14 protein-coding genes are annotated in these 23,706 nt (G+C 66.2%); 10 read left to right on the top strand and 4 right to left on the bottom strand.

The genetic code is table 11. The annotated features are described in order from the left end of the window. Positions 1 to 608 precede the first annotated feature (608 nt). The 7 genes from IHV25_RS05805 to rpsD all read left to right on the top strand — a co-directional run bounded on the left by IHV25_RS05805 (position 609) and on the right by rpsD (position 7,991). Positions 609 to 2,426, top strand: coding sequence for a M3 family oligoendopeptidase (locus IHV25_RS05805; RefSeq protein ID WP_192534162.1), 1,818 nt, complete (start codon positions 609 to 611; stop codon positions 2,424 to 2,426). A gap of 87 nt (positions 2,427 to 2,513) precedes the next feature. Next, the gene (locus IHV25_RS05800) at positions 2,514 to 3,908 is read left to right on the top strand and encodes an ABC1 kinase family protein (protein ID WP_192534161.1); all 1,395 of its coding nucleotides are present in this window, start codon (positions 2,514 to 2,516) and stop codon (positions 3,906 to 3,908) included. Next, on the top strand, positions 3,905 to 4,819 hold the full coding sequence (locus IHV25_RS05795) for a TIGR01459 family HAD-type hydrolase (RefSeq protein WP_192534160.1): 915 nt from the start codon (positions 3,905 to 3,907) through the stop codon (positions 4,817 to 4,819). Before IHV25_RS05800 ends, IHV25_RS05795 begins: the two co-directional genes overlap by 4 nt. Before the next feature lie 71 nt (positions 4,820 to 4,890). Further along, positions 4,891 to 5,412, top strand: coding sequence for a peptide deformylase (gene def, locus IHV25_RS05790; RefSeq protein WP_192534159.1), 522 nt, complete (start codon positions 4,891 to 4,893; stop codon positions 5,410 to 5,412). A gap of 15 nt (positions 5,413 to 5,427) precedes the next feature. Beyond that, positions 5,428 to 6,360: a methionyl-tRNA formyltransferase gene (gene fmt, locus IHV25_RS05785; protein WP_338048591.1), complete on the top strand. Its 933-nt coding sequence runs from the start codon at positions 5,428 to 5,430 to the stop codon at positions 6,358 to 6,360. 9 nt (positions 6,361 to 6,369) lie between these two features. Then, entirely contained in the window at positions 6,370 to 7,137 is a 768-nt protein-coding gene (gene truA, locus IHV25_RS05780; protein WP_192534158.1) for a tRNA pseudouridine(38-40) synthase TruA, read from the top strand. A 239-nt stretch (positions 7,138 to 7,376) separates the two neighbouring features. Continuing rightward, positions 7,377 to 7,991, top strand: a complete 615-nt coding sequence (rpsD, locus tag IHV25_RS05775; RefSeq protein ID WP_192534157.1) for a 30S ribosomal protein S4 — start codon at positions 7,377 to 7,379, stop codon at positions 7,989 to 7,991. Between the two features lie 425 nt (positions 7,992 to 8,416). Here rpsD and nth read toward each other — a convergent pair whose 3' ends face one another. Then, on the bottom strand, positions 8,417 to 9,067 hold the full coding sequence (gene nth, locus IHV25_RS05770; protein ID WP_192534156.1) for an endonuclease III: 651 nt from the start codon (positions 9,065 to 9,067) through the stop codon (positions 8,417 to 8,419). A gap of 95 nt (positions 9,068 to 9,162) precedes the next feature. On the opposite strand from nth, the gene mutS reads away from it, so the two are divergent. After that, positions 9,163 to 11,943, top strand: a complete 2,781-nt coding sequence (gene mutS / locus IHV25_RS05765) for a DNA mismatch repair protein MutS (protein WP_192534155.1) — start codon at positions 9,163 to 9,165, stop codon at positions 11,941 to 11,943. A 674-nt stretch (positions 11,944 to 12,617) separates the two neighbouring features. Further along, positions 12,618 to 13,259: a hypothetical protein gene (locus IHV25_RS05760; RefSeq protein ID WP_192534154.1), complete on the top strand. Its 642-nt coding sequence runs from the start codon at positions 12,618 to 12,620 to the stop codon at positions 13,257 to 13,259. 420 nt (positions 13,260 to 13,679) lie between these two features. Here the strand turns inward: IHV25_RS05760 and IHV25_RS05755 are convergent, their stop codons facing one another. Further along, complete coding sequence (locus IHV25_RS05755; RefSeq protein ID WP_192534153.1) at positions 13,680 to 18,149, bottom strand: autotransporter outer membrane beta-barrel domain-containing protein; 4,470 nt, start codon at positions 18,147 to 18,149, stop codon at positions 13,680 to 13,682. A gap of 953 nt (positions 18,150 to 19,102) precedes the next feature. On the opposite strand from IHV25_RS05755, the gene IHV25_RS05750 reads away from it, so the two are divergent. Beyond that, positions 19,103 to 19,741 carry a hypothetical protein gene (locus IHV25_RS05750; RefSeq protein ID WP_192534152.1) on the top strand — a complete coding sequence of 213 codons (639 nt, stop codon included), beginning with the start codon at positions 19,103 to 19,105 and terminating at the stop codon, positions 19,739 to 19,741. 290 nt (positions 19,742 to 20,031) lie between these two features. Here IHV25_RS05750 and IHV25_RS05745 read toward each other — a convergent pair whose 3' ends face one another. Both IHV25_RS05745 and IHV25_RS05740 read right to left on the bottom strand, forming a co-directional pair. Beyond that, entirely contained in the window at positions 20,032 to 21,684 is a 1,653-nt protein-coding gene (locus tag IHV25_RS05745; protein ID WP_192534151.1) for an acyl-CoA synthetase, read from the bottom strand. A gap of 32 nt (positions 21,685 to 21,716) precedes the next feature. Then, positions 21,717 to 23,705, bottom strand: a complete 1,989-nt coding sequence (locus tag IHV25_RS05740; protein WP_192534150.1) for an acetyl/propionyl/methylcrotonyl-CoA carboxylase subunit alpha — start codon at positions 23,703 to 23,705, stop codon at positions 21,717 to 21,719. Position 23,706: the final 1 nt, after the last annotated feature.

Below are 23,706 nucleotides of genomic sequence, written 5' to 3'. Positions count from 1 at the left end.
GTGGGCCGGGGCCTGGGGTGCGGGTCGTGTGGGCCGGGGCCTGGGGTGCGCGGGTCGTGCGCAGGCGGGGCGGGCCCGTGTGCGCGGGGGGCTGCCCGCCGGGGCCACCTGGTGGGGGACGGTGTGTTGGGGCTGCTCGCGGTGGCGGGGTTGTGGGGGATGGGTGCGCAGCCTGCTCACCCGGGAGTATTGAGGGGCGGGGTGCACAGGCATGTTGGGTGGCGGGCCGGGGTCTGGGGTGCGGGTCGTGTGGGCCGGGGTCTGGGGTGCGGGTCGTGCGGGCCGGGGGCAGCGGCACACCCCCACCGTCCCGGCGCGTGCGGATCCGAAGTCCCCTGTGATGGTGCGGCGGATGGCGCCGGCGCGGACCGTGGGTGCCGGATGCGGACCCGGGTGCGCAATGCGGGGCCCGGGCCGGGGCGTAGGGGCGCGGCGGGAGCGGGAAAAGGGCTTTTGGCCCGTCTTTGCTCTTTGCCCGGGGGCAAACACGCGCCATATTGACGGTCCACCTTTCCGGTGTGCAACCGGGCCGGTTTCCGTGCTCGGTTTTCGCCCCGAAGGGTCCGGTTTTTCGGCCGCATCCGCTCCGCCATCATCCAGAGGGTTCCATGAGCATCCGTTTCTTTGAGACCGCAGCCCCGGGTTCGTCCGGGAACCGTCCGTCCGGTGACCTTCCCCGGTGGGATCTCTCCGATCTCTACGAGTCTCCGGAATCCGAGCGGCTGAAAGCCGACATGGCCGCCATCGAGGCGGACGTGGGCACCTTCCGCAGCGCCTACCTGGGGCGGGTGACCGGCCTGGACGGGGCCGGGCTGGGCCTGGCCGTTGCCGCCTACGAGAGCATTTCCGAGCGGTTCGGCAAGATCGCCAGCTACGCCCAGCTTCTGTATGCGACGGATGTGACCGATCCGGCGGTGGCCGCGTTCCAGCAGGGGATCCTGGAAAAGAGTGCGGCCCTGTCGAGCCAGCTGGTGTTCTTCACCCTGGAGCTCAACCAGATCGACGACACCACCATGAAAGAGCGTCTCGAGGCGCCCGAGTTCGCCCGCTATGCGCCCTGGATCCGGGATCTGGCCCTGATGCGCGACCACCAGCTGTCGGACGAACTGGAGCGTCTTTTCAATGAGAAGGACATCTCCGGGCGCGCGGCCTGGGTGCGCCTGTATGACGAGACCCTTGCGCGGCTGCGCTTCCAGGTGGGCAACGAGACCCTGACCCTGACCGAGACCCAGAACCGCCTGTCCGATGCGGATCCGGCCCGCCGCCGGGAGGCCGCCCGGTCCCTGGGAGAGCGCTTCGGGGCCGAGCTCCCCCTGTTTGCCCACATCACCAACACTCTGGCCGTGGACAAGCGGGTGGACGATGCCTGGCGCAGCTTTCCCACGCCCCTGAGCTCCCGGAACCTGTCAAACCGGCTCGAGGACAACGTGGTCGAGGCGCTGGTCGACACGGTCCGCGGCGCCTATCCCCGGATCTCGCACCGCTATTATGCGCTGAAGGCGAAATGGTTCGGGGTGGATCAGCTGAACTACTGGGACCGCAACGCGCCCTTGCCGGAGTCGGACGAGACCCTCTGGTCCTGGGACGAGGCCTGCTCCCTGGTGCGCGAGGCCTACGAGGCCTTCTCCCCGGACATGGCCCGGGTCGCGGACAATTTCTTCACCAGGGCCTGGATCGACGTGCCCCCCAGCCCGGGCAAGGCCTCCGGCGCGTTTGCCCATCCGGTGGTGCCCTCGGCCCACCCGTACCTTCTTCTGAACTTCATGGGCCGGACCCGGGACGTGATGACCCTGGCCCACGAGCTGGGGCACGGCGTCCACCAGGTGCTGGCGGCCCGGCAAGGCGCGCTCCTGTCCGAGACGCCCCTCACGCTGGCCGAGACCGCCTCGGTCTTCGGTGAGATGCTGACCTTCCGCCGGCTTCTGGACCGCACGACGGATCCGGCGCGCAAGCGGGTGCTTCTCGCGGGCAAGGTCGAGGACATGATCAACACGGTGGTGCGCCAGATCGCGTTCCACACGTTCGAGCTGGCGGTCCACACCGAGCGCCAGAACGGCGAGATCCCGGCCGACCGCCTGTGCGCCATCTGGATGGACGTCCAGCGCGAGAGCCTGGGGCCTGCGTTCCGGTTCGACGAGGAGTACCGGGCCTACTGGACCTCCATCCCGCACTTCATTCATGCGCCGTTCTATGTTTACGCGTATGCGTTTGGTGATTGCCTTGTAAACGCCCTTTTTGCCACTTATCAAAGTGGGAGGCTTGATGATTTTCAGGGCCGCTACCTGGAGATGCTCGCTGCCGGAGGATCCTTGCACCACCGCGAGCTTCTGGCTCCCTTCGGGCTGGACGCATCGGATCCGGAGTTCTGGAGCCGGGGCCTCTCCGTCCTGGAGGGCTTTGTCGACGAACTCGAGGCGGTATCCTGAGCGGACACCCCGGCCCCGCGCCGGGACAGGGCGGACACAACAGACACATCGGGCAGACCGGACACAACGAAGCAGGTTGGTGAGCAAATGAGTGAAGGCAATACGTTTGGCGGGCGTGTGAAGCGCTACGCCCGGGTTTCCACCTCTGTGGGCGGACTGGCGGTGCGCGCTGCCGGAACCCGCTATCTGGGCCTGAAAAAGGATGAGGCCCGGTTTGCCCAGGACATGCGCCAGGTGCTGGGGAACCTCAAGGGCCCCCTGATGAAGGTCGCCCAGATTCTCTCCACGATCCCGGACGCCCTGCCGTCCGAGTACGTGTCGGAACTGGCGCACCTCCAGTCGGACGCGCCCCACATGGGCTGGCCGTTCGTCAAGCGGCGCATGGCCGCCGAGCTGGGGCCGGACTGGGAAAGCCGCTTCGGCAGCTTCGAGCGTGAGGCCGCCGCCGCCGCCTCCCTGGGCCAGGTGCACCGCGCCACCCACAAGGACGGCCGCCAGCTGGCGTGCAAGCTCCAGTACCCGGACATGTCCTCGGTGGTGGAGGCGGACCTGCGCCAGCTGAAGGTCATCATCAGCCTGTACCGGAAATACGACGGCACGCTGGATCCGTCGCTGCTCCATGCGGAGCTGGCGGACCGCCTGCGCGAGGAGCTGGACTACGCCCGCGAGGCGAAGAACATGCGCCTCTATACGATGATCCTCGAGAACGAGAAGGATGTTCACATCCCCGAGCCGGTGGACGACCTGTGCACCGACCGCCTGCTGACCATGACCTGGCTGGACGGCAACAAGCTGCTCAGCTTCAAGGACCACGACCTGGAAACCCGAAACCGCATTGCCTACAACATGTTCCGGGCCTGGTACGTGCCGTTCTACGAGTACGGTGTCATCCACGGCGACCCGCACCTGGGGAACTACACGGTTCGTGACGACCTGTCCCTCAACCTGCTGGACTTCGGCGCCATCCGGGTCTTCCGCCCCACCTTCGTGAAGGGCGTGATCGACCTCTATATTGCCCTGCGGGACAACGACCGGGACCGGGCGGTCCACGCCTACGAGAGCTGGGGCTTCGGCAACCTGGACATGGAGATGATCGATGTCCTGAACCAGTGGGCCAGCTTCGTTTACGGACCGCTTCTGGAAAACCGCATGCGCGCCATCCGCGACGACCTGCCCCAGGGCGGCCAGGTGGGGCGCAAGGTTGCCGAGAAGGTTCACGAGAACCTGAAGAAGATCGGCTCCGTCACCCCGCCGCGGGAATTCGTCCTGATGGACCGGGCCGCCATCGGTCTGGGCAGCGTGTTCTGGCATCTGGACGCGCGCATCAACTGGTACGAGATGTTCCACGAGCTGATCAACGACTTTGACGTGGATCGCCTGGCCCGCAAGCAGGCCGAGGTGGTCCGGGCCGCGGACCTCGAGGGGGTTCTGGAGATGGACCGCCACGAGATCGCCGCTCCGGGAGCGAAGAAGTCCTCATGACCGCTCTGTCTGCGGGGCTTCCGCTGTTTCCCCGGGGGCTTGCCGAGATCGCCGGGGACTACGACGCCATCCTCCTGGACCTCTGGGGGGTGGTGCACGACGGCGAGCGTCCCTATCCCGGTGCCGTGGACACGCTGGAGGCTCTGGCGCGGCTTTCCAAGCCTGTGTGCCTGCTCTCCAACGCGCCCCGGCTTGGCGGGGTGGTGGTCGAGGCCATGGAGCGCATGGGCATTGCCCGCAGCCTCTATACGGCCATCCTGACCTCGGGGGACGTGGTCAACCATGCCCTCGTGGCCCGCTCGGAGCCCGAGTTCCGCGCGCTGGGGGACCGGTGCTTTTTCATCGGGCCCGAGCGCGACTGGAACCTGCTGGACGGGACGGGCATTGCCCCCGTGACCCGCGAGCAGGACGCGGACTTCGTCCTGTGCACCGGCCCCGTGGACCTGACCGAGACCGAGGAGGACTACCGCCCGGTTCTGGAGGCCTGCGCCCGGCGCCGGCTCCCCATGGTCTGTGCCAACCCGGACAAGGCTGTTGTGCGGGCGGGAAAGCGCGTCATGTGCGCCGGAGCCCTGGCGTCGGTCTACGAGTCGCTCGGGTGTCCCGTGATCTGGCGGGGCAAGCCCGAGGTCCACATCTTCCACGAGGCGGTGCGCCTTCTTCTGGGGGACACCGGCTCGGGCCGCGTGCTGATGGTGGGCGACGGGCTCCATACGGACATCCCCGGGGCCCGGGATGCGGGCATTGATGCGGCGTTTGTCGCGGGTGGACTGAACGCGGCGGACCTGGGAACCCGGCACGGGGACCGGCCGGATCCGGCCCGGGTTCTTGCGCTTCTGGATGCCCATGGACTGTCCCCGCGTGTGGTTTTGCCGGCGCTGGTGTGGCAGGATACCTGCGGGTTTTATTGAACGTGCGCGGTTTCGCGCCCATTTTTAAGGTTGGCTGACACCTCCGTGTCGTCCTTTTCAGGAGGCTCCCCATGGCCATACTCCCCATTCTCGTTGCTCCGGATCCGCGGCTGAAGCAGGTCGCCCGTCCTGTGGAACGGGTGGATGACGAGTTGCTGTCGTTTCTCGACGACATGCTCGATACCATGTACGCCGCAAAGGGGCTGGGTCTTGCCGCCCCCCAGGTCGGTGTGCTGAAGCGCGTGGTCGTTCTGGATCCCGCCCGGGACGAGGAGGAGCCCTGTCCCCTGCGGCTCATCAATCCCGAGATCCTGTGGTCGTCCGAGGATCTGACGTCCTATCGGGAGGGCTGCCTCTCGGTGCCCGAGCAGTTTGACGACGTGGTCCGCCCCGCCCGCGTGGCCGTGCGCTACACGGACGAGACCAACAGTGTCTGCGAGATCGAGGCCGAGGGACTTCTGGCCGTGATCCTCCAGCACGAGATCGATCACCTGAACGGAGTCCTCTTTGTGGACTACCTGTCGGCGCTGAAGCGCGGCATCATGCTGCGCCGCGTGCGCAAGGCCCGTCGCCAGACGGGTGATGCGGCTTAGGAAGGAACCTCCGGCGTGAGCCTTCGTGTTGTTTTTATGGGAACTCCCGACTTTTCCGTGCCGGCTCTGCGGGCGCTGGACCGGGAGTTCCAGGTTGTTTGCGTGTATTCGCGCCCGCCCCGGATTGCCGGGCGGGGGCAGACCCTGCGCAAGAGTGCGGTCCATACCGTTGCCGAGGAGCTGGGGATTGCGGTGCGGACCCCCACCACCCTGAGGGACGCCGCCGAGCAGGAGTCCCTGCGGGCGCTCGAGGCGGATGTGGCCGTGGTGGCCGCCTACGGGCTTTTGCTGCCGTCCGAGGTGTTGCAGGCCCCGCGTCACGGCTGCATCAATATCCATGCCTCGCTTCTTCCGCGCTGGCGCGGTGCGGCGCCCCTTCAGCGCTCCATCCTGGCCGGTGACGAGGAAACGGGCATCTGCCTCATGGCCATGGACGAGGGCTTGGACACGGGGGACGTGATCGCCACCGGGCGGGTTCCCATCACTGCGGAGACCACGGGCGGCTCCCTGCACGACGAGCTGGCCGAGCTGGGCGCCTCCATGATCGTGGACGGCGTGCGCTGCTGGTGCTCGGGCACGTGCGGGGCGGTTCCCCAGGCCCACGAGGGCGTCACCTACGCGGCCAAGATCGACAAGAAGGAATCCCGGATCCTGTGGGAGATTCCGGCCCGGTCGGTGGATCTCCAGATCCGGGCCTTCTCGCCCTATCCCGGCGCCTGGTTCGAGTGGAACGGCGAGCGGATCCGCGTGCTGAGAAGCCGGTTCGAGGACCGGCGGTTTGCCGCGCCCGGACAGCCGGGGGAGGTGCTCGACGACGCGCTGCTGGTCAACTGCGGTGACGGCCGCTGTGTGCGGCTTCTGGAACTTCAAAGGGCGGGCAAGTCCCCCCTGGACGCGGACGCCTTCCTGCGGGGCCTTCCGGTTCCGGTCGGCAGCGTGTTCGGCTAGCGCCCGTCCATGCCCCGCTACCGGCTTTTGCTCGAATACGACGGCCGGCCGTTCTGCGGCTGGCAGCGTCAGGACAACGGCCCCTCGGTCCAGCAGACCCTTGAGGAGGCGGTCTATCGCCTGTGCGGCGAGACGGTCCGGGTCCAGGGCAGCGGGCGGACGGATTCCGGCGTCCACGCCCTGGGGCAGGTGGCCCATGTGGACCTGTCGCGCCCGCTGGAGCCGAGAGCCGTGCTGGGCGCCCTGAACGCCCACAGCCGTCCGGCGCCGGTGGTGGTCCTGGCCTGCTGCCAGGTGGACGAGACCTTCCACGCCCGGTTCTCGGCCCTGGAGCGCTCGTACCTGTATCGCATCTTGAACCGCCCCGTGCGCCCGACCCTGGACGAGGGCCGGGTCTGGTGGCACCCCAAGCCCCTGAACGCGGCGGCCATGGATGCGGCCGCCCGGGTGCTCGAGGGCTGTCACGACTTCTCCAGTTTCCGGGCCGCCGAGTGCCAGGCGGAAAGCCCGGTGAAGACGCTGTCCTGCCTGCGGGTCTTCCGCCAGGGGGATGAGGTGATTGTCCTGGCCCGCGCCCGCTCGTTCCTGCACCATCAGGTGCGCAACATGGTGGGCACCCTGGCCCTGGTGGGGCAGGGCAAGTGGACGGCGGCCGATCTCGAGGCCGCGCTCCAGGCCCGGGACCGGGCCCGCGGCGGGCCGACGGCTCCGGCCCAGGGGCTCTATTTCCGCTCCGTGCGCTATGAGGGGGAGCCGCCCCTGTCGGATACCCTGTAGCGGCACGCCCCAATCCGGGCGCTTGACACTTGACTTTACCCGTCGCGCGGTCATACTCGCGGCCTCGCTTTCCGGGAACGTGGGTGCACGAAATTAACGGCGTCACCCCGCCTGCTCCCAGTCCCCTGTTTTTTCAGGGACTGTCGGTTCCTCACGGGGCCCCTGGCAGGACTACCGGGTCACGAACAACACTCCCGGGTGCCCGTTCCAGGGTGCCCCGATAAAGAGGATGTCCCGATATGGGCAAGAGACTGAATTCTAAGCATAAAATTGACCGCCGTCTTGGCGTTAACCTCTGGGGCCGCCCCAAGAGCCCCATCAACACCCGTGAGTACGGACCGGGCCAGCACGGCCAGCGCCGCAAGAAGCCGTCCGACTACGGCACCCAGCTGATGGCCAAGCAGAAGCTCAAGGGCTACTACGGCAACATCAGCGAGAAGGCGTTCCGCAAGTACTACGAGGAGGCCGTCCGCCGCAAGGGTGACACCTCCGAGAACCTCATCTCCATTCTGGAAACCCGTCTGGACGCGGTGGTCTACCGCATGAAGTTCGTCCCGACGGTGTTTGCCGCCCGTCAGGTTGTCAGCCACGGCCACATCCTGGTGAACGGTCGCCGTGTCACGGTTGCCTCCTACCGTCTCCGCGAGGGTGACGTGGTCGAGGTCCGCGAGCGGTCCCGCCAGATCCCCCTGATCGCCGAGGCGATCAACTCGAACGAGCGCGATCTGCCGACCTACTACGAAATGGACTCCAGCGGCTTCAAGGGAACCGTGGTGCGCATTCCGAAGTTCGACGACGTGCCGTACCCCGTGCACATGGAACCGAACCTGGTCGTCGAGTTCTACTCGCGCTAAGGCGGGTTCTACTCGCGCTAAGTCGAGTTTCATTCGCGCCACGTTTGGCGCGGCCGGTCCTGTGACCCGATTCCGCCCTGCCTCGCACCCGCTGTGCGACCCGGCAGGGCTTGGAACCGGAGGTCCGGACCGGACAGCGGATGGACAGACAGACCCCCGCCGGGTATTCCGGGCGGGGGTTTTTCGTGTTCGGGCCAAAGGGGGTGTGGCGTTGCAGGTCGGCAGGTCCGGGGTCTCGCACCCCGGGGCACGGGTCCGGTTCACGCGCGGCCCGGGATTCGCGGTCCCTGCCGGGGGGGCGGCTGCGGGCCGGTGGCTTCGCGGTCCCTGCCGGGGAACAGCTGCGGGCCGGGCTTCGCGGTGGCGCAGGCGGGCGCCCCCGCCCCGTGTGGCCCCGCCCCGTGTGCCCCCGCCGGGCGGGCGTCTCAGGCGGCGGTCTTGTCGGGGTAGAGGCAGACCTCCCGGATCAGGCAGCGCGGGCAGTCCGGCTTGCGCGCCTTGCAGACATAGCGCCCGTGAAGGATCAGCCAGTGGTGGGCGTTGTGGAGCCGGTCCGCCGGTGTGACCTTCAGCAGGGCCTCCTCCACCGCCAGCGGGGTCTTGCCGGGAGCAAGGCCGGTCCGGTTGGCGACCCGGAAGACGTGGGTGTCAACGGCGATGGTCGGCTGCCCGAAGGCGATGGACAGCACGACGTTGGCGGTCTTGCGCCCCACGCCGGGCAGGGACTCGAGGGCCTCCCGGTCGGCGGGAACCTCGTTGCCGTATTCGCGAACCAGGATCTCGGACAGGGCAATGACGTTGCGGGCCTTGGTGTTGTGAAACCCCAGCGGGGCGATGGCGGCGCGCAGCCTGTCCTCCCCCAGATCCAGCATGTCCCGGGCCGAGCGCACCGTCTGGAACACCGGAGCGGTGGCCTTGTTCACCGCCTTGTCCGTACACTGGGCGGACAGGACCACCGCCACCAGAAGCGTGAAGGGGTTGGTCCAGTCCAGCTCTCCCTTCGGCTCGGGGTTGGCCTGCGCCAGGGTGTCGTAAAGGGTCCGGATCTGCGTCCCGGTCAGTCGTGAGGGTGACATGGGATTCTCCACTTACGGGTTATGGCAAAACACTTTACCATACGTGCTCCCCATTTCTCCTTTCTTCCCGCTTGATGGATGACCGACAGGCCGACATGACCGCTGGAACCCCGCTTCTTCTGCCCCTGGATCCGCCCGATGACTCGACCCCGCTGATGGCCCAGTACCTGGCCATCAAGGCCGAGCATCCGGACTCGCTTCTGTTCTTCCGGATGGGCGACTTCTACGAACTGTTCTTCGACGACGCCATCCGCGCCTCCGAGACGCTGGAGATCACCCTGACCAAGCGGGGCAAGCTGCGGGGCGAGGATATCCCCATGTGCGGTGTTCCCGTGCACACCTGGGAGAACTACGCCGCCCGGGCCATCCGGGCCGGCCACAAGGTGGCAATCTGCGAGCAGCTGGAGGATCCGGCGGAGGCGCGGCGCAAGCGCGGCTACAAGGCCGTGGTGGAGCGGGGCATCGTGCGGGTGATGACCCCCGGCACCCTGACCGAGGACTCGTTGCTGGAATCCCGCAGCGCCAACTACCTGTGTGCGCTCAGCCGGGTGCGCGACGGCTTCGGGCTGGCCTGGGTGGATGTGTCCACCGGGGAGCTGGCCTGCGAGGCCCTGGAGGAGGGCGGTATCCTTCCGGCGGTGGCGCGCCTGGCCCCCGGCGAGATCCTGCTGCCCGAGGCCCTGTTCCAGGACAGCGGCTTTCGGGAGCTGTCCCGGGACGGGGCGGCTCTCACGCCCCTTGCTGCCGCGTGCTTCGACAGCGAGAACGCCCGCAAGCGTCTGGAGGACTACTTCCAGGTCGCGTCCCTGGACGGGTTCGGGGCGTTCAGCCGGGCCGAGGTGTCCGCCCTCGGGGCCGTGCTCGACTACGTGCGCCTGACCCAGGCGGGCCGCATGCCCCGGCTTCTTGCGCCCCGGAGACTGGAGCCGGGCAGCATTCTGGAAATCGACCCGGCGACCCGGCGCAACCTGGAGCTGGCGGAAACCCTGTCGGGCTCGCGCAAGGGCAGCCTGCTTGCCTGCATTGACCGGACCATCACAGGGGCCGGCGCCCGGCTTCTGGCGTTGTGGCTGTCCGCGCCCCTGACGGACCCCGAGGGCATCAACCGGCGCCTGGATGCGGTCAGCCTTCTTTTTGACGCGCCCGACGTGCGCGCGGACCTGCGCGCGGAGCTGGCGGGCTGCCCCGATGTGATGCGGGCCCTGACCCGGATCTCCCTGTCGCGGGGCTCGCCCCGGGATCTGGCGACCATTGGCGACGTTCTGGCCCGCATTCCCCGGATCCGGGCCCTGATCGGCCGGACCCGCCTGCCCGGTGAGGCCGCTGCCGCGCTGGACGATATCGACCGGGATCTGGGCACCCATACCGAGCTCGTGTACGAGTTGTCCCGGGCTCTGGCCGACGAGCTGCCGCCGCTCGCGCGGGACGGGGGCTTCATCCGGGCGGGCTACAGTCCCGAGCTGGACGAGCTGCGCAGCCTGCGCGACGAGAGCAACCGCCAGATTGCCCTTCTCCAGGCCAAGTACATTGACGAAACCCGGATCCAGACCCTGAAAATCCGGCACAACAACGTGCTGGGCTACTTTGTGGAGGTTCCGGCGGCTCGGGCGGATGCTCTGATGACCTCGAACGTCCTGAAGCGCCCGGAAGGCGGCGAGGACGCGCTTCTCGACGGGGCCGGGGGCGAGGCGGGGGAGAAAACCCTGTTCACCCACCGCCAGACCCTGGCCAACCAGGTCCGGTTTGTGACGGTGGAGCTGTCGGGGCTGGAGGACCGGATCCGGGGGGCCGCGGACAAGGCTCTGGCCCTCGAGCTGTCCTTGTTTGCAACCCTGTGCGAGCAGGTTCTTGAGCGGGCCGACGCCCTGAGCCGGGCGGCGGAGGCCCTGGCTCGTCTGGATGTGTTCCAGGGCCTGGCCGAAATCGCGGGGACATGCGGCTGGACCCGTCCGGTTCTGGATACCTCCCTCGATTTCCATATTGAGGGAGGCCGCCATCCGGTGGTGGAGGACGCCCTGCGCGCCAGTGGCGAGAGCGCCTTTGTGGCCAACGACTGCGATCTGGGCCCCGGAAACCGGCTCTGGCTGCTGACCGGTCCCAACATGGCGGGAAAGTCCACCTTCCTGCGCCAGAATGCCCTGATTGTGCTTTTGGCCCAGACCGGCTCCTTTGTTCCGGCCGCGCAGGCCCGTTTCGGGATCGTGGACCGCCTGTTCTCCCGGGTGGGCGCCGCCGACGACCTGGCCCGCGGGCGCTCCACGTTCATGGTGGAGATGGTGGAAACCGCCGCCATCCTGAACCAGGCCACGGAGCGCTCCCTGGTGATCCTGGACGAAATCGGGCGGGGAACCTCCACCTTCGACGGGCTCTCCATCGCCTGGGCGACCGTGGAGTCCCTTCATGACGTGACCCGGTGCCGCTCCCTGTTTGCCACCCACTACCACGAGCTGACCGCCCTGAGCGCCCGGCTGGACCGTCTTTCCTGCCATACCCTGCGGGTCAAGGAGTGGAAGGGGCAGGTGGTCTTCCTGCACGAGGTGGGGGAGGGGACGGCCGACCGGTCCTACGGCATTCATGTGGCCCGTCTTGCGGGCGTGCCGGCCAGCGTCCTGGCCCGGGCGGAGGAGGTTCTGGCGCACCTGGAGCAGGGCGAGGGCAGCAGCGCCAGCGACCGTCTGGCCGAGGCCCTGCCCCTGTTCGATGCCAACGCGCCGTGCCCGCCCCAGGGGGGGGCGGCGGGCGGCACCGGGCGCGGGGCCACCGGTCCCGGCCCGGTGGAGAGGGCCCTGGCCGACCTGAACCCGGACAACATGAGCCCGCGGGAGGCTCTGGAGGCACTCTATCACCTGAAGGCGCTGGAGGCGGGGGAGGCCTGAGACGCTGGAGGCGGGGGAGGCCTGAGACGCTGGAGACGGTGCAGACGCCGGAAACCTCGGTTTTCGAGCCGTGAGAGCCCCCCAAAGGCCCCGGGGGCCGGGCGCTTGCGCAGACGTCCGCCGCCCGGGCGGGATCGTATCCCGGTTGTCCGGTGCGAGGGTCTGTCTGTCGGGCCGTCGGGCCGTCTGGCTGTCGGCCTGTCGGTCCATTGTTCGGGGCGGTCGTCAGGTTTTCTTCCGGGGGCGAGTTCCCAGACTCGCGCGGCCTGGCGGTGGCCCCGATTTTCCCCCGGTTTCTGCCGGTCCCCATGTCGGACCATCGCGGTGCGCGTGTTCTGTGACCGGGAGAGGTCGGAAAAGGCGAGAGACGCGAATGACACCGAAGTTATGTTGGAACCGCCATCAGGGCTCCTGCTTGCAAAAACAAGCGCTCCTCTGGTAATTTTATGTTGCGAAATCCATCAGGCACGAAACATTAATTCTTTTTAAAAAAAACGAATTGTGGGTGTTTTTCGGGGGCGCGAAAGGGGCTATATTAACTGTACACGTTGCGTCCGATTTTAGGTCGTCGCCTCTGGTGCTGCGTTCCGTGTTTGCAGAACCTGGTGCCCCGCTGACGTGCTCTTTGAAGGGCGGGGCCTGAGGTTCGTAGTGAGGGTATCATGAAAATTTCCATGTTTCGCGCCAGACCGGCGCTTGTTGCAGCGCTTGGAGCTCTTGCGCTGATTCTGACGTCGCTTGCCTCGCCCTCGTCTGCGTGGGCGGCGTACGTCAAGGACGTTGATCTGGGGAACATTTCCGTCAAGACGGATACCTGGAATCCGGAAGAGAACATCGTGCGGATCTCCGCGCACTTCAACTTTGATGGAGCCGGGGGCGTTAGAGGTAGTGTTCTGAACTCGTCTGGCCAGTCGAGGTGGAGCGACAGGACCCAGACCGGCAGCCAGTTCACCATGAACTATCGCTTTTCGCTCTATGACCAGGCCTCCATCGCGTTGTTTGGCGGAAACGTTATCAAGGGCGTAACGCACGAATACAACGTCACGCTTACGGGGCCTGAAGGGGATGTGGTCTATTCGGGTCTGAGCACCAAAATTCCCCTGCTGTCCGGACTGAAGGGCGGTGAATACGTTCTTACGTTCGACGGGAAGGTTCCCAGCCCCAAGGATATGATCTTCGAGTTCTCGATGAGCACCTTTGGCGGTACTCCGGGCGACGTTCCGCTCCCGGGCGCGCTTGTTCTGCTGGGCACGGCTGTGGCCGGAGCCGGGGTCGTGGCTCGCCGTCGGGCGGCCAGGGCCAAGCAGGCGGCCTGACGCGGTGACGTTAACCCTGTCGGCGTCCCTTTGTTAAGGTGGCGACCGGTCAGCGGGGTCTCTCGGGAGACACGGTCTGACACGACAGGATGAGGACAAAAAGAGCCCTGCGCTTTCCCAAGCGCGGGGCTTTTTTATGCTCGGGCCAACCGGTTCTCCCCACTTTTCCTGGGCCTCCCGGACGTCGGGCACGGCAGCGGCAGGTTTGTGCCGGACGCGGTAAACGCGCCTTTTGCGGGGCCGCGGAGCGTGGGGTTGGAGGGGCGGGTCTCGGGCGCCGATATCCGGATTTGAACGCAAGCCTGCGCCCACGCTCTGGCCCGTGGCCCGGCGGTTGGGCCACGGGGGCGGTCGCGTCATGTGCGGTCGGACCGCCCGGAGGTGTATGGATCCGGGGCCGGAGCCCCGGAACAGGGGAGGCTACCAACGCCAGTACAGGCGGGCGCGGCCTCCGTGGGAGAGGGTCTCGGAACCGTAAGCACCGTCGTACATCACCCCCAGCGACCAGTCGTCCGTGAGTGTGACCTCGGCCCCGACGCCCACCACCGCCACATGCCGGTCCGCCCGCACGCCCCAGACGGTGTAGGGATCGGATCCGGAGGCAAACGCAAGCCGGCTGGTGGGGTCAAGATCCCCGAAATTGTATTCCCAGCCTGCGTCAAACTTCAGGGCCACGTTTTCGTGGACCCGGGCGTCCAGACGGATGCCCGCGGTGGTGCTGCCCGCGCCCGAGGTCCAGGAGCGGCTGCTCAGGGCGGCGGCCCCGCGGCTTTCCCGGAAGCCCTCGCTGTGGGTCCGGTTCCAGGAGGCGCCGGCGAAGGGCTCCAGCATCAGGGCCTCGCTGACCCGCACGCGCCAGGCCACCTCGCCCAGCACCTGGACCGAGTCCGCGCCGTAGTCCGCCTTCAGCCGGTCGCCCAGGACGCGCCGGCGGCTGTCCACGTCGTGGCGGGTGTAGACCCCCGCCAGGGTGGTGCGCAGGGTGCCGGGCCCGGTGCTCCAGGTCTTGCCCCCGTAGACACCGCCCGAGACGCTGCTGATATCGGCCTTGAAGGCCCCGCGGTTGGCGACGGTAACCTCTTGCGACGCGTAGCGGACCAGGCCCCCGGCGAACCAGCCGTCGTCGAAGCCGAAGGAGGCTCCCACGGTGGCGTCGATGCCGCTGGAGGTGATTTTCGCCGCGTTGCCGTCGCTGTCGCGCTGGTCGCGGCCCCCGGACATCCGTGTCCAGACCCGGTTGTTCCGGGGCGAGGCTCCGGCGGGGGACAGGGTGACCGGGTCCGTTGCGGCCACCTGGATGCGCCCCTCGTTCAGCACGCCGTCCGAGTCCGGGGTGAGCTGGGACAGGGTGCTCAGGAGCGTCCGCGACAGGCGGGGCGCGCCCTGGCTCAGGACACCGGCCACGTTGGCGTGGGCGTCGCCGGAGAGCTCGTCCAGAAGCCCGAAGGCGCGGTCCCGCGGTGCGTTGATGAGGGCGTCCTGCACGGCGCCGGGGCCCATGCTGGCGATGGCGCGCCCGGTCGAGATCTGGTTGCGCGTGGCGCCGTCCCAGGGCGAGGGCGGAGTGGGTTTGGGATCCGGCTTGGGATCGGGTTTGGGATCCGGTTTGGGATCCGGCTTGGGGTCCGGATCGGGTGTCGGCCTGGGATCCGGATCGGGGGGCGGTGCCGGTTTAGGAGGCGCGTCCGGGCCGTTGAATTTTGCGAGGAGCGCAATGGCCTGAGCGTCCTCGCTGTCGGCGACCGGTTTTTCGTCCCCGTTCAGGCGGACCTGCTGGATAGAGACGAAAGGAAAGTCAAAATTGGCCTGGATATTTTTGAATTCCCCGTCGATTTTCCTGGTACGATCCTCTACCCGAAGGATCACATACGTCTTGTCCGTTGAGAGCGCTCCACCACCGTTGTAGACAGTGACTGTCGAGTCCGTGCCCAGAAACACATCCCCGGTTTTCACCCACAGGGTATCACTGCGCTCCGGTGTTACGCGGATGTAGAGGTAGAGTTGGTTGTTGCTCGTTTCCAGAGCCCGGAGGCGCATGTCGCCCACGCATGTCTTTGCGCCCGGCGCCAATGTAAGACCGTGTGTCCCCTTTACAGTCCCATCGTAGGAGAAGTCTCCGGCCAGTATTCCTCTCTCTACGATGAAGTCTCCGGTCGCGCTGTGCTTGCCCGACAAAAACAGCACACCCTGCCCGGTTTTCTGGAACGTTCCGTTTCCGGACAGGCTCTCGTCTTTGCCTCCGTAGGAAAGACTGCCCGCAAGCTGACCGCTACCGGTCGAAGTGTCATCGTCCACATAGAACTCAAAGGTTCCCGTGTTCCGGATGCTGCCCCGCAGGGATTCTCCGGCGAACACCATTGTGCTGCCGGTCTCCACGTCGTAGCCGTTCTCGAAATCCAGGCTGACGTTGAAGGTAGCCTTTGTCTTGTCTCCCCTGACGGCAAGCGCTCGGGTCAGTCCCTCTTCCGGCGTGGACAGTGTTGTTTCCTTTGGGCGGGCCGAAACAATGGTGGAGAAGTGATTGGACTGGTCGCGTGTAAAGGTCACGCTCTGGCCCCCGCTGACGGTCATGCCCGCGACAACAACTCCGCCTTTGTTCACGACCACCTTGCCCTCCGTGGCGAAGACAACGGCGTCGCCGGGCAGGAATGTTTGGCCGGTTTGTGCGTTCACGGTCCAGTTTGCGTCGATCGTGCCCCACTTCGCGCCGTCCGATCCGCTCCATGTGGCGACCGTGTTTTTCTGGTTGCTGACGGTGATTTTGCTTCCGTCCCCGGCGACCTTTTGGAGCGTGTCCCCCAGACGGGTTCCGCCCTTCACCGCTTCCCCGCGATACTGGAGGACCACATTTCTGTCTGAAACAGTGATCGCGTCATTCGCCTCCTCGAAACGGAAGAGCGCGTGGGTGGTGTCCGCTGTGACCGGGTCAAAATGAAGCAGGTTGACAGTGAAGGTGTTGGTGCCGGTGGGCAGATCAAACGTAGCGGCTTTCATCACCAGCATTGGGGTGTCGGGATTGGGGGCGTGCTGCGACAGGTCAAGGGCCAGGGTGGCTCCCGGTTTGATCACGATTACGCCTCCATCCTGTCCCCCGTTGTTTCCGACGGTGATGGTCTGGAGGCTGCCATTGATCTGCACGGTGGCTTTGTCGAAGATCGCGAATATGGATCCCGCGCCCGCAAGGGAAAGGTTGGCCGAAGTTCCGGGGGCGTTCCCATCGGCGTCGAGGCCGGGCGACACCAGAGCCAGAACGCCCGTTTGGGCCGTGAAATTGGTTCCGCTGTTCGGGTCGTTGTCCGCTGTAAACGCGCTGTTTCCGTTCAGAAGCCATGAGGGGCTTGGTGTCCTGTCGCTCCCGTCCATGGCCACAAGGACGGGTACCCCGTTTTCAGATCGTCCAGCCATCGGATCCTGGCTCATGTCAACAAGGCCATACCCGGCGATGCTGAGGTACGCCCGGCGGTCCTGCCCTCCCTCTTTTCTGCTGTCCAGGTAGACGCTGTTGGGAGCACCCCCGGCCGTGTTTCCCGAAAACGAGGTGATCTCACCCGGGCCGGGGTGCAGACAGACCGTGCCGCCCAGGCTGTAGATGGCGCCACCTTTGCCGGTTGCGGTGTTTCCAAGGAATGACACGCCCCGCTTCAGCTTTATCGTGGCATTTTTGGTGTATATGGCCCCGCCATCGCCGCCTGTAGCGTTGTTTCCATCAAATCGGACTGTATCAAGCGTGCCTTCATATGTTCCTGATAAGGGCTCGATAGTAATGTAGGCACTGCCGCCGTCCTTCGATATGTAGATTGCGCCGCCGGATTTCGCTTCATTGCGGGAGAACAGTATGGGAAAAGCCCCCATAAATGAAATTGTCCCTGTTCTCGTGTGGTGGATGGCGCCGCCCGCGGTGGTTGCCCGGTTTTGTGTGAAAATAGAGGAGGACTGAAACTTGAGGGTTCCGCCGTCATTGGCGATGGCGCCCCCGAAGCCTTTCGCTCCCGTCGCCTGGTTTCCGTCAAATGTTGCGCCGAACTGGAAGTCGAACTCGCCGACGGTGCTGTTATAGATCGCGCCGCCATAGGCCTCTCCGTTTTCGGCCGTGGCCTCGTTTCCCGAGCACGTGATATGTCGGACAACAAGCTGCGGCTCGGCGGAAAAATTGGCGATCGCACCGCCCCGGGCGACTGTTCCGATCGCGTTGCCTGTTGCGATGGCTCTGTTGCCATTGAAGACCACATCCCGGTTGAAGATCACTGCCCCGCTGTCAATCACCAGGGCTCCACCTGCCGCCTGTCCAGTCCCTTGTGCGGTGTTGTTTCGGAAAGAGACGGGGCCGGAAAAGGTGGTCGTCCCCGCCGTGTTGAAGACGGCGCCGCCCGACGCTTTCTCCCCCGTCACGGAGTTGTCGACAAACTCGTAGAGACCGGGCCCATCGAACGTGGCGCTTTCCGCGTTGTAGAGCGCTCCGCCGGAGACAGACGAGCGATTCCCCGAAACGCTCAGCGTTTTGTTTTCCGCGACCTTGAAGGTTGCCGTCTCCCCGGTGGCGACATGAAGTCTCTGGTCCGCCGTGCCCGGTGTGGCGGCGAGGGTGAGGCTTTCATTGAACGTGAGCGTCGCGCCCGCCCCTCCAAACGAGAGGCCTTTGAGTGTCGGTGTGGCTATCCCGGCGTTTGCGGCGGCCGCCTTGAGGGCCTCCCACGTCACCGTCTGACCGGCGGGGAGTGTGCAGGCGGCTTCCGAGCAGGTCGGCACCTGAGCCCGGGCGGCCCCTGTCACCACGAGAGCCAGGGCGAGCGCGGTACAGGAAAGGGGCGCCGTCGAGCGCCGCAGAAACAGGGAAAGCCGGGACGGGCGTCCCTGCACGCGAACAGGGAGGGCTCTCGGGAGTACAGTCATAAGTCGTATCTCCGTCGCAAAAATGCGTCCTGACGTTTCAGGGACCGGTTCACAGGGCGGATCCGGGACGCCGTGCCGGACCACCGGGAAAGACCGGGCAATCCTGGCGAGGAGAGGTCTTCCCTGTAAGGATTGGGCCTGAAACTCAGGCAGATCTGTGTACAATTATAAATGAAAATCACAGAGATTTCAAAATATTCAGTCCACGTTTTGAGGAGGCAAATATCCGAGATTTTCTTTGGGTCTTAAAAACACAAGGCGTCAGTTAATTGCTGGCTGTTCATTTGCAATTTTTGTTAAACATCGGGACCGTGTGAAATCTGGGGTATCCGGATGCCGTGGTTTGCGTGTCTTCGCTTCCGGGTGCTGCCGGGTTTCGGCGGCTTGCCCGGGAGGCGCTTGCGCCGAAGCCTTCGACGCCCGGGCGTGGCCGTGCGCTGCCCGGGCAGGTCGCTGTCGGAGCCCGGGAGGCACCTGTAACCATGAGGCCGAGGGCGAGTGCGGTTGCAGGTTGTGCCCCGGACCTGATGACGCGTCCTGGACCGTGAGAAGGGGGTGCGCTTTTTCGGTCTTCCCTTCGTGCAGGGTGCGCTCTCAATGGGCCCATTCCCCGAGTCGGAAGAACTGTGAGGTCCGGTAACATGACGGCGGTACCCCTCCTCTTGCGTCGGGGCTGGATTGCCGGGCGCCGTCGCTCCCGGCAATTTAATTGCATTTCCGGAACATCTATTGACATGTTCGTTATGTCATAAAAAATTAATCCACACTGTATTTTGCTCCGGAAAAGGCGCATCATTAACACATCAGTGGTGGTGTGTTTCCCTGCCAGTGGAATCGACGCCAAGTGAGATGTGTTAGGCCCTGCGCGCGAGACTGGCTGCCTTTTCCCGGCGCTGACATATCGGGGCTGAAGTGAGGGTATTATGAAAGTTCTGTCTTCTCACACAAGATCCATGCGAGCGGCAGCTCTGGGGGTTCTCGGCCTGTTTGCTGCCATGCTTGCGACCCCGGATTCGGCTGAGGCTGCCTATGTCAGGGACGTCGATCTGGGCAACATTTCCGTCAAGACGGATACATGGGATCCGTCCGTTGACAAGGCGTCCTCCGTTCTCAAGTTCCGCTACGGTGAGAATAAACGTGTTGAGGGATCGACCTGGACGGCCGCCGGCGAGACCGTGTGGACTGACCCCATTGCCCGGGGGGAGAATTTCACGATCAACTATCGTTTCTCCCTCTATGATCAGGCCAGCATAAAGTTCTACGGGGGGATCGTTGACGACGGACGCATGTGGTCCCGGGACATCACCCTTACGGGGCCTGACGGGACAGTTCTGTACTCCGGTCCGAGCTTGAAGCTTGATACGCTTTCCAATCTCGCAGGGGGAAACTATGTCCTCAGTCTCAGTGGAAGCCACTCGGCTTACACGACGGACTATTACTACTACTACCTCTCCCTTAACGCGTTCGGGGGAAATGCGCCCGAGCCCGGCGATGTGCCTCTGCCCGGTGCACTTCTTCTCTTTGGCTCAGCCCTTGCCGGAGCCGGGGTTGTGGCTCGCCGGAGGGCGGCTAAAGCCAAAATGGCGGCCTGATTCCCAGGAAGTGAGGGGGTTCCGGTCTGTTTTCAATGGAGACAGGCCGGACCCTGTTTTCGGGGTGGGCGTGTTGCGGAGGCTCCGCAGAGAGGCGTTGGGGCGGTCGTTTCGGTCGGTTCCCGGGGCCCTGAGGCCACAAGGAATGGGGGCCCTGCACGGATCAGAGTGCAGGGCCTTTTTTCATGGGGGACGCCGGATGTCGGGCGTTGCGTCCCGCGCGCCGGTGCTTCTGCAGATGGTGTCTGTCCCCTGACCGGACGCCCGGGCTCCCACCTTTATGCGCATCCCTAGCCGAACGAGGCGCGGGAGTTCACCTGCTGGCGGAGCATGTACTTCTGGATCTTGCCCGTTGCCGTGCGGGGCAGGGTCTCGAAGTAGATCTGCTTGGGCATCTTGTAGCCGGCCAGGTGCTGGCGGCAGTGCTCCAGGATTTCCTCCTCGGTCACCTCCATGCCGGGACGCAGCTCGATGAAGGCACACGGGGTCTCGCCCCATTTCTCGTCGGGCGCGGCAACCACAGCGGCAATGCTGACCGCCGGGTGAGTGTAGATGGCGTTCTCCACTTCGATGGACGAGATGTTCTCGCCGCCCGAGATGATGACGTCCTTGGAGCGGTCCCGGATGTGGATATAGCCGTCGGGCATGGTGACGGCCAGGTCGCCGGACCGGAACCAGCCTCCCTCGAAGGCGTCATCTGTGGCGGTGGGGTTCTTCAGGTACCCCTTCATGACCAGGTTGCCCCGGAACATGATCTCCCCCATGGTTTTTCCGTCCCAGGGAACGGGGTCCAGGGTCAGGGGGTCGCGCACGGAGATGGCGTCCAGCGCCTGTCCCCGGACGCCCTGGCGGGTGGCGAACTCGAGGCGCTCCTCGAAGTCGGCGGTGGCAAGGCGGGGGTGGCGCGCGCAGATGCCCACGGGGCCGTAGGTCTCGGTCAGGCCGTAGATCTGGGTGAGCTCGAAGCCGATCCGCTCCATGGCCACCAGCACGGACCGGGGCGGGGGAGCGCCCCCGAACAGGGCGCGGACCGTATGGCTGACGCCCTCGCGCATCTCGTCGGGAACCTCGGCGATGGTCTTGTGCACGATGGGGGCGGCGCAGTAGTGGGTGACCCGGTGGCGGCGGATCAGATCCCAGATGGTGGCCGCGTCCACCCGGCGCAGGCAGATGTTCACGCCCGCATGGGCGGCAATCGCCCAGGGGAAGGTCCAGCCGTTGCAGTGGAACATGGGCACGGTCCACAGGTACACGGGGTGGTGGGGCATGGCCCAGTTCACCAGCTGGGCCATGGCGCCCAGGTAGGCGCCCCGGTGATGGTAGACGACGCCCTTGGGGTTGCCCGTGGTTCCCGAGGTGTAGTTGAGCGCGATGGCATCCCACTCGTCATCGGGGGCCTCCAGGGGCTCCCGGGGATCGCCGGTGGCCAGAAGCTCCTCGTAGGTCATGCGCCCGATCCGTTTGCCCTCGCCGGTGTACTCGGGATCGTCCACATCGATCACCACCAGGTTCGGGTTGTGGAGGATCCTCACGGCCTGCTCTGCGGCGCTTGAGAACTCCCGGTCGGTGATGAGCACCCGGGCCTCGCCGTGCCCCAGGATGAAGGCGATGGTTTCCGGATCCAGACGGGTGTTGATGGTGTTGAGCACGGCCCCGCACCCCGGAACCCCGAAATGGCATTCGATCATCTCGGGCGTGTTGGACAGGAGCACCGAGACGGTCTGGTGCTTGCCCACCCCCAGTTTCCGCAGGGCGGAGGCAAGGCGCCGGGACCGCTCGTAGGTCTGCTCCCAGGTGAAGCTCCGCGAGCCATGGATAACGGCCGGGAGGTCGGGGAAGACCTCCGCCGTGCGCTCGATCATGCTCAGAGGCGTCATCGGGCTGTGGTTGGCGCGGTTTTTCTGCAATCCCGTCGTGTAGATGCTTTCGGTTTCAGCGTTCATTGTGATGCTCCCTGTTGGTCTGCTTTTTGGTTTTATGGGGTCGGGTGGGGTGCGGTGTGGTCCAGCCGGACAAGGAGGGCGTTGTTCTCCACCTGGTCGCCCGGGCGGGCCAGAATCTCGACAATTGTGCCGCCGGCCGGAGCGCTGACGGCGTGTTCCATCTTCATGGCCTCGACGACCAGCAGGGGATCGCCCTTGCGGACCCGGTCCCCCACCGACACGTGAATGAGGTTCACGCAGCCGGGCATGGGGGAGCGCACACTGTCGGTCTCGGTGTGGTCGTCCGGATCCGCGTCCAAGGCGGCGCACTCGATCCGGTGGATCCCGCCGCCGGTCTCCAGGGTGAACCCGTCGCTCACGGGGGCGGTCGTGAAGCTCAGGCGCAGGCCGTCGATCTCCGCCACCGTCGCATCTGTGGTGTCGGGCAGGACGATGCGCAGCGTGCGCTCTCCGATGGTGGCGGTCCAAAGCGCATCCCGTCCGCACAGGGTGACGGTGCACGACGTGCCGGCGATCCCGAAGCTCAGGGTGGTCTCGATCGGGCCGAAGGTCCGGAAGCCCCGCAAGGTGTCCCAGGGATCCGGGCCGGAGGGCGTCCGGAACACGCCCGCAAGGACCAGGGCGGCCAGGGCCTGCACCGCGTCCGAGGGGGCGGGCCGGGCGGTGAGCGTGTCCAGGGACCGCTCGATCAGGCCCGTGTCCGGGAAGCCGGCCTGCACCGCCGTGTCCTCCAGAAGGCGCAGGAGAAACTCCCGGTTCGTGTCCACGCCCGAGAGCTCTGTGCGCGCAAGGGCCGTGTGCAGGCGCGCAAGCGCGGTGCGCCGGTCCGGCCCGTGGGCCACCAGCTTGGCGATCATGGGATCGTAGTGGGGACTGACCGTGTCGCCCGCGGTGACGGCGGAATCCACCCGCACCAGGTCTGTGGGGAAGGCAAGCCGCTCCAGGGTTCCGGTGGCCGGAAGAAACCCGGCTTCGGGCTTTTCCGCGTACAGCCGGGCCTCCACCGCCCAGCCCGAGGGCGGGGGCAGCGGGTCGCCGAGGGGCAGGGGCTCCCCGGCGGCGATGCGCAGCTGGAGCTCCACCAGGTCCAGGCCCGTGATGGCCTCGGTGACCGGGTGCTCGACCTGGAGGCGGGTGTTCATCTCCAGGAACCAGAAGCCGTCCGCCCGCAGCGGGCCGGAGGCGTCCACGATGAACTCCACGGTGCCCGCACCCGTATAGCCGATCTCCCGGGCGGCGCGCACGGCGGCCTCGCCCATGGCGCTGCGCAGCTCCGGGGTCATGCCCGGCGCGGGGGCCTCCTCGATCACCTTCTGGTGACGGCGCTGGAGCGAGCAGTCCCGCTCGAACAGGGGGACGGTCCGGCCGTGGGTGTCCGCGAGGATCTGGATCTCGATATGCCGGGGGGTGGTGATGTACTTCTCGATCAGGCAGTGGCCGTCGCCGAACGCGGCCTGGGCCTCCCGCCGGGCGGCCTCCAGGGCGGCGGGAAAGTCCCGCGGGTCGTCCACCCGGCGCATGCCGCGCCCTCCGCCGCCGGAGCGGGCCTTGATCAGCACGGGGTAGCCGATGCGGGCGGCCTCGTCGGCCATGCGTTCGGGGGACGGGTCCTGGCCGTCATAGCCCGGAACCACCGGAACCCCGATGGCGGCCATGCGCTGCTTGGCGGTGTCCTTGCGTCCCATGGCCCGCACGGCGGCCGACGGGGGGCCGACGAACACCAGGCCTGCGGCCTCCACCGCCTCCACGAACCCGGCGTTTTCGGACAGGAACCCGTAGCCGGGGTGGATGGCCTGGGCGCCGGTCCTGCGGGCGGCCTCCAGGATCCGTTCGGTGACAAGGTAGCTCTCCGAGGGGGAGGCGCCGCCGATATGGACGGCCTCGTCCGCCTCACGGACCGCAAGGGAGCGGGCGTCCGCGTCCGAGTACACGGCGACGGTCCTGACACCCATGGCCCGGGCTGTGCGGATGATCCTGCGGGCGATCTCGCCCCGGTTGGCGATCAGAAGTTTCTCGAACATC

It is taken from the genome of Phaeovibrio sulfidiphilus (genome assembly GCF_014861485.1).
GTDB classification, from domain to species: Bacteria; Pseudomonadota; Alphaproteobacteria; order Rhodospirillales; family Rhodospirillaceae; genus Phaeovibrio; species Phaeovibrio sulfidiphilus.
This window is presented reverse-complemented; position numbering and strand designations above follow the sequence as displayed.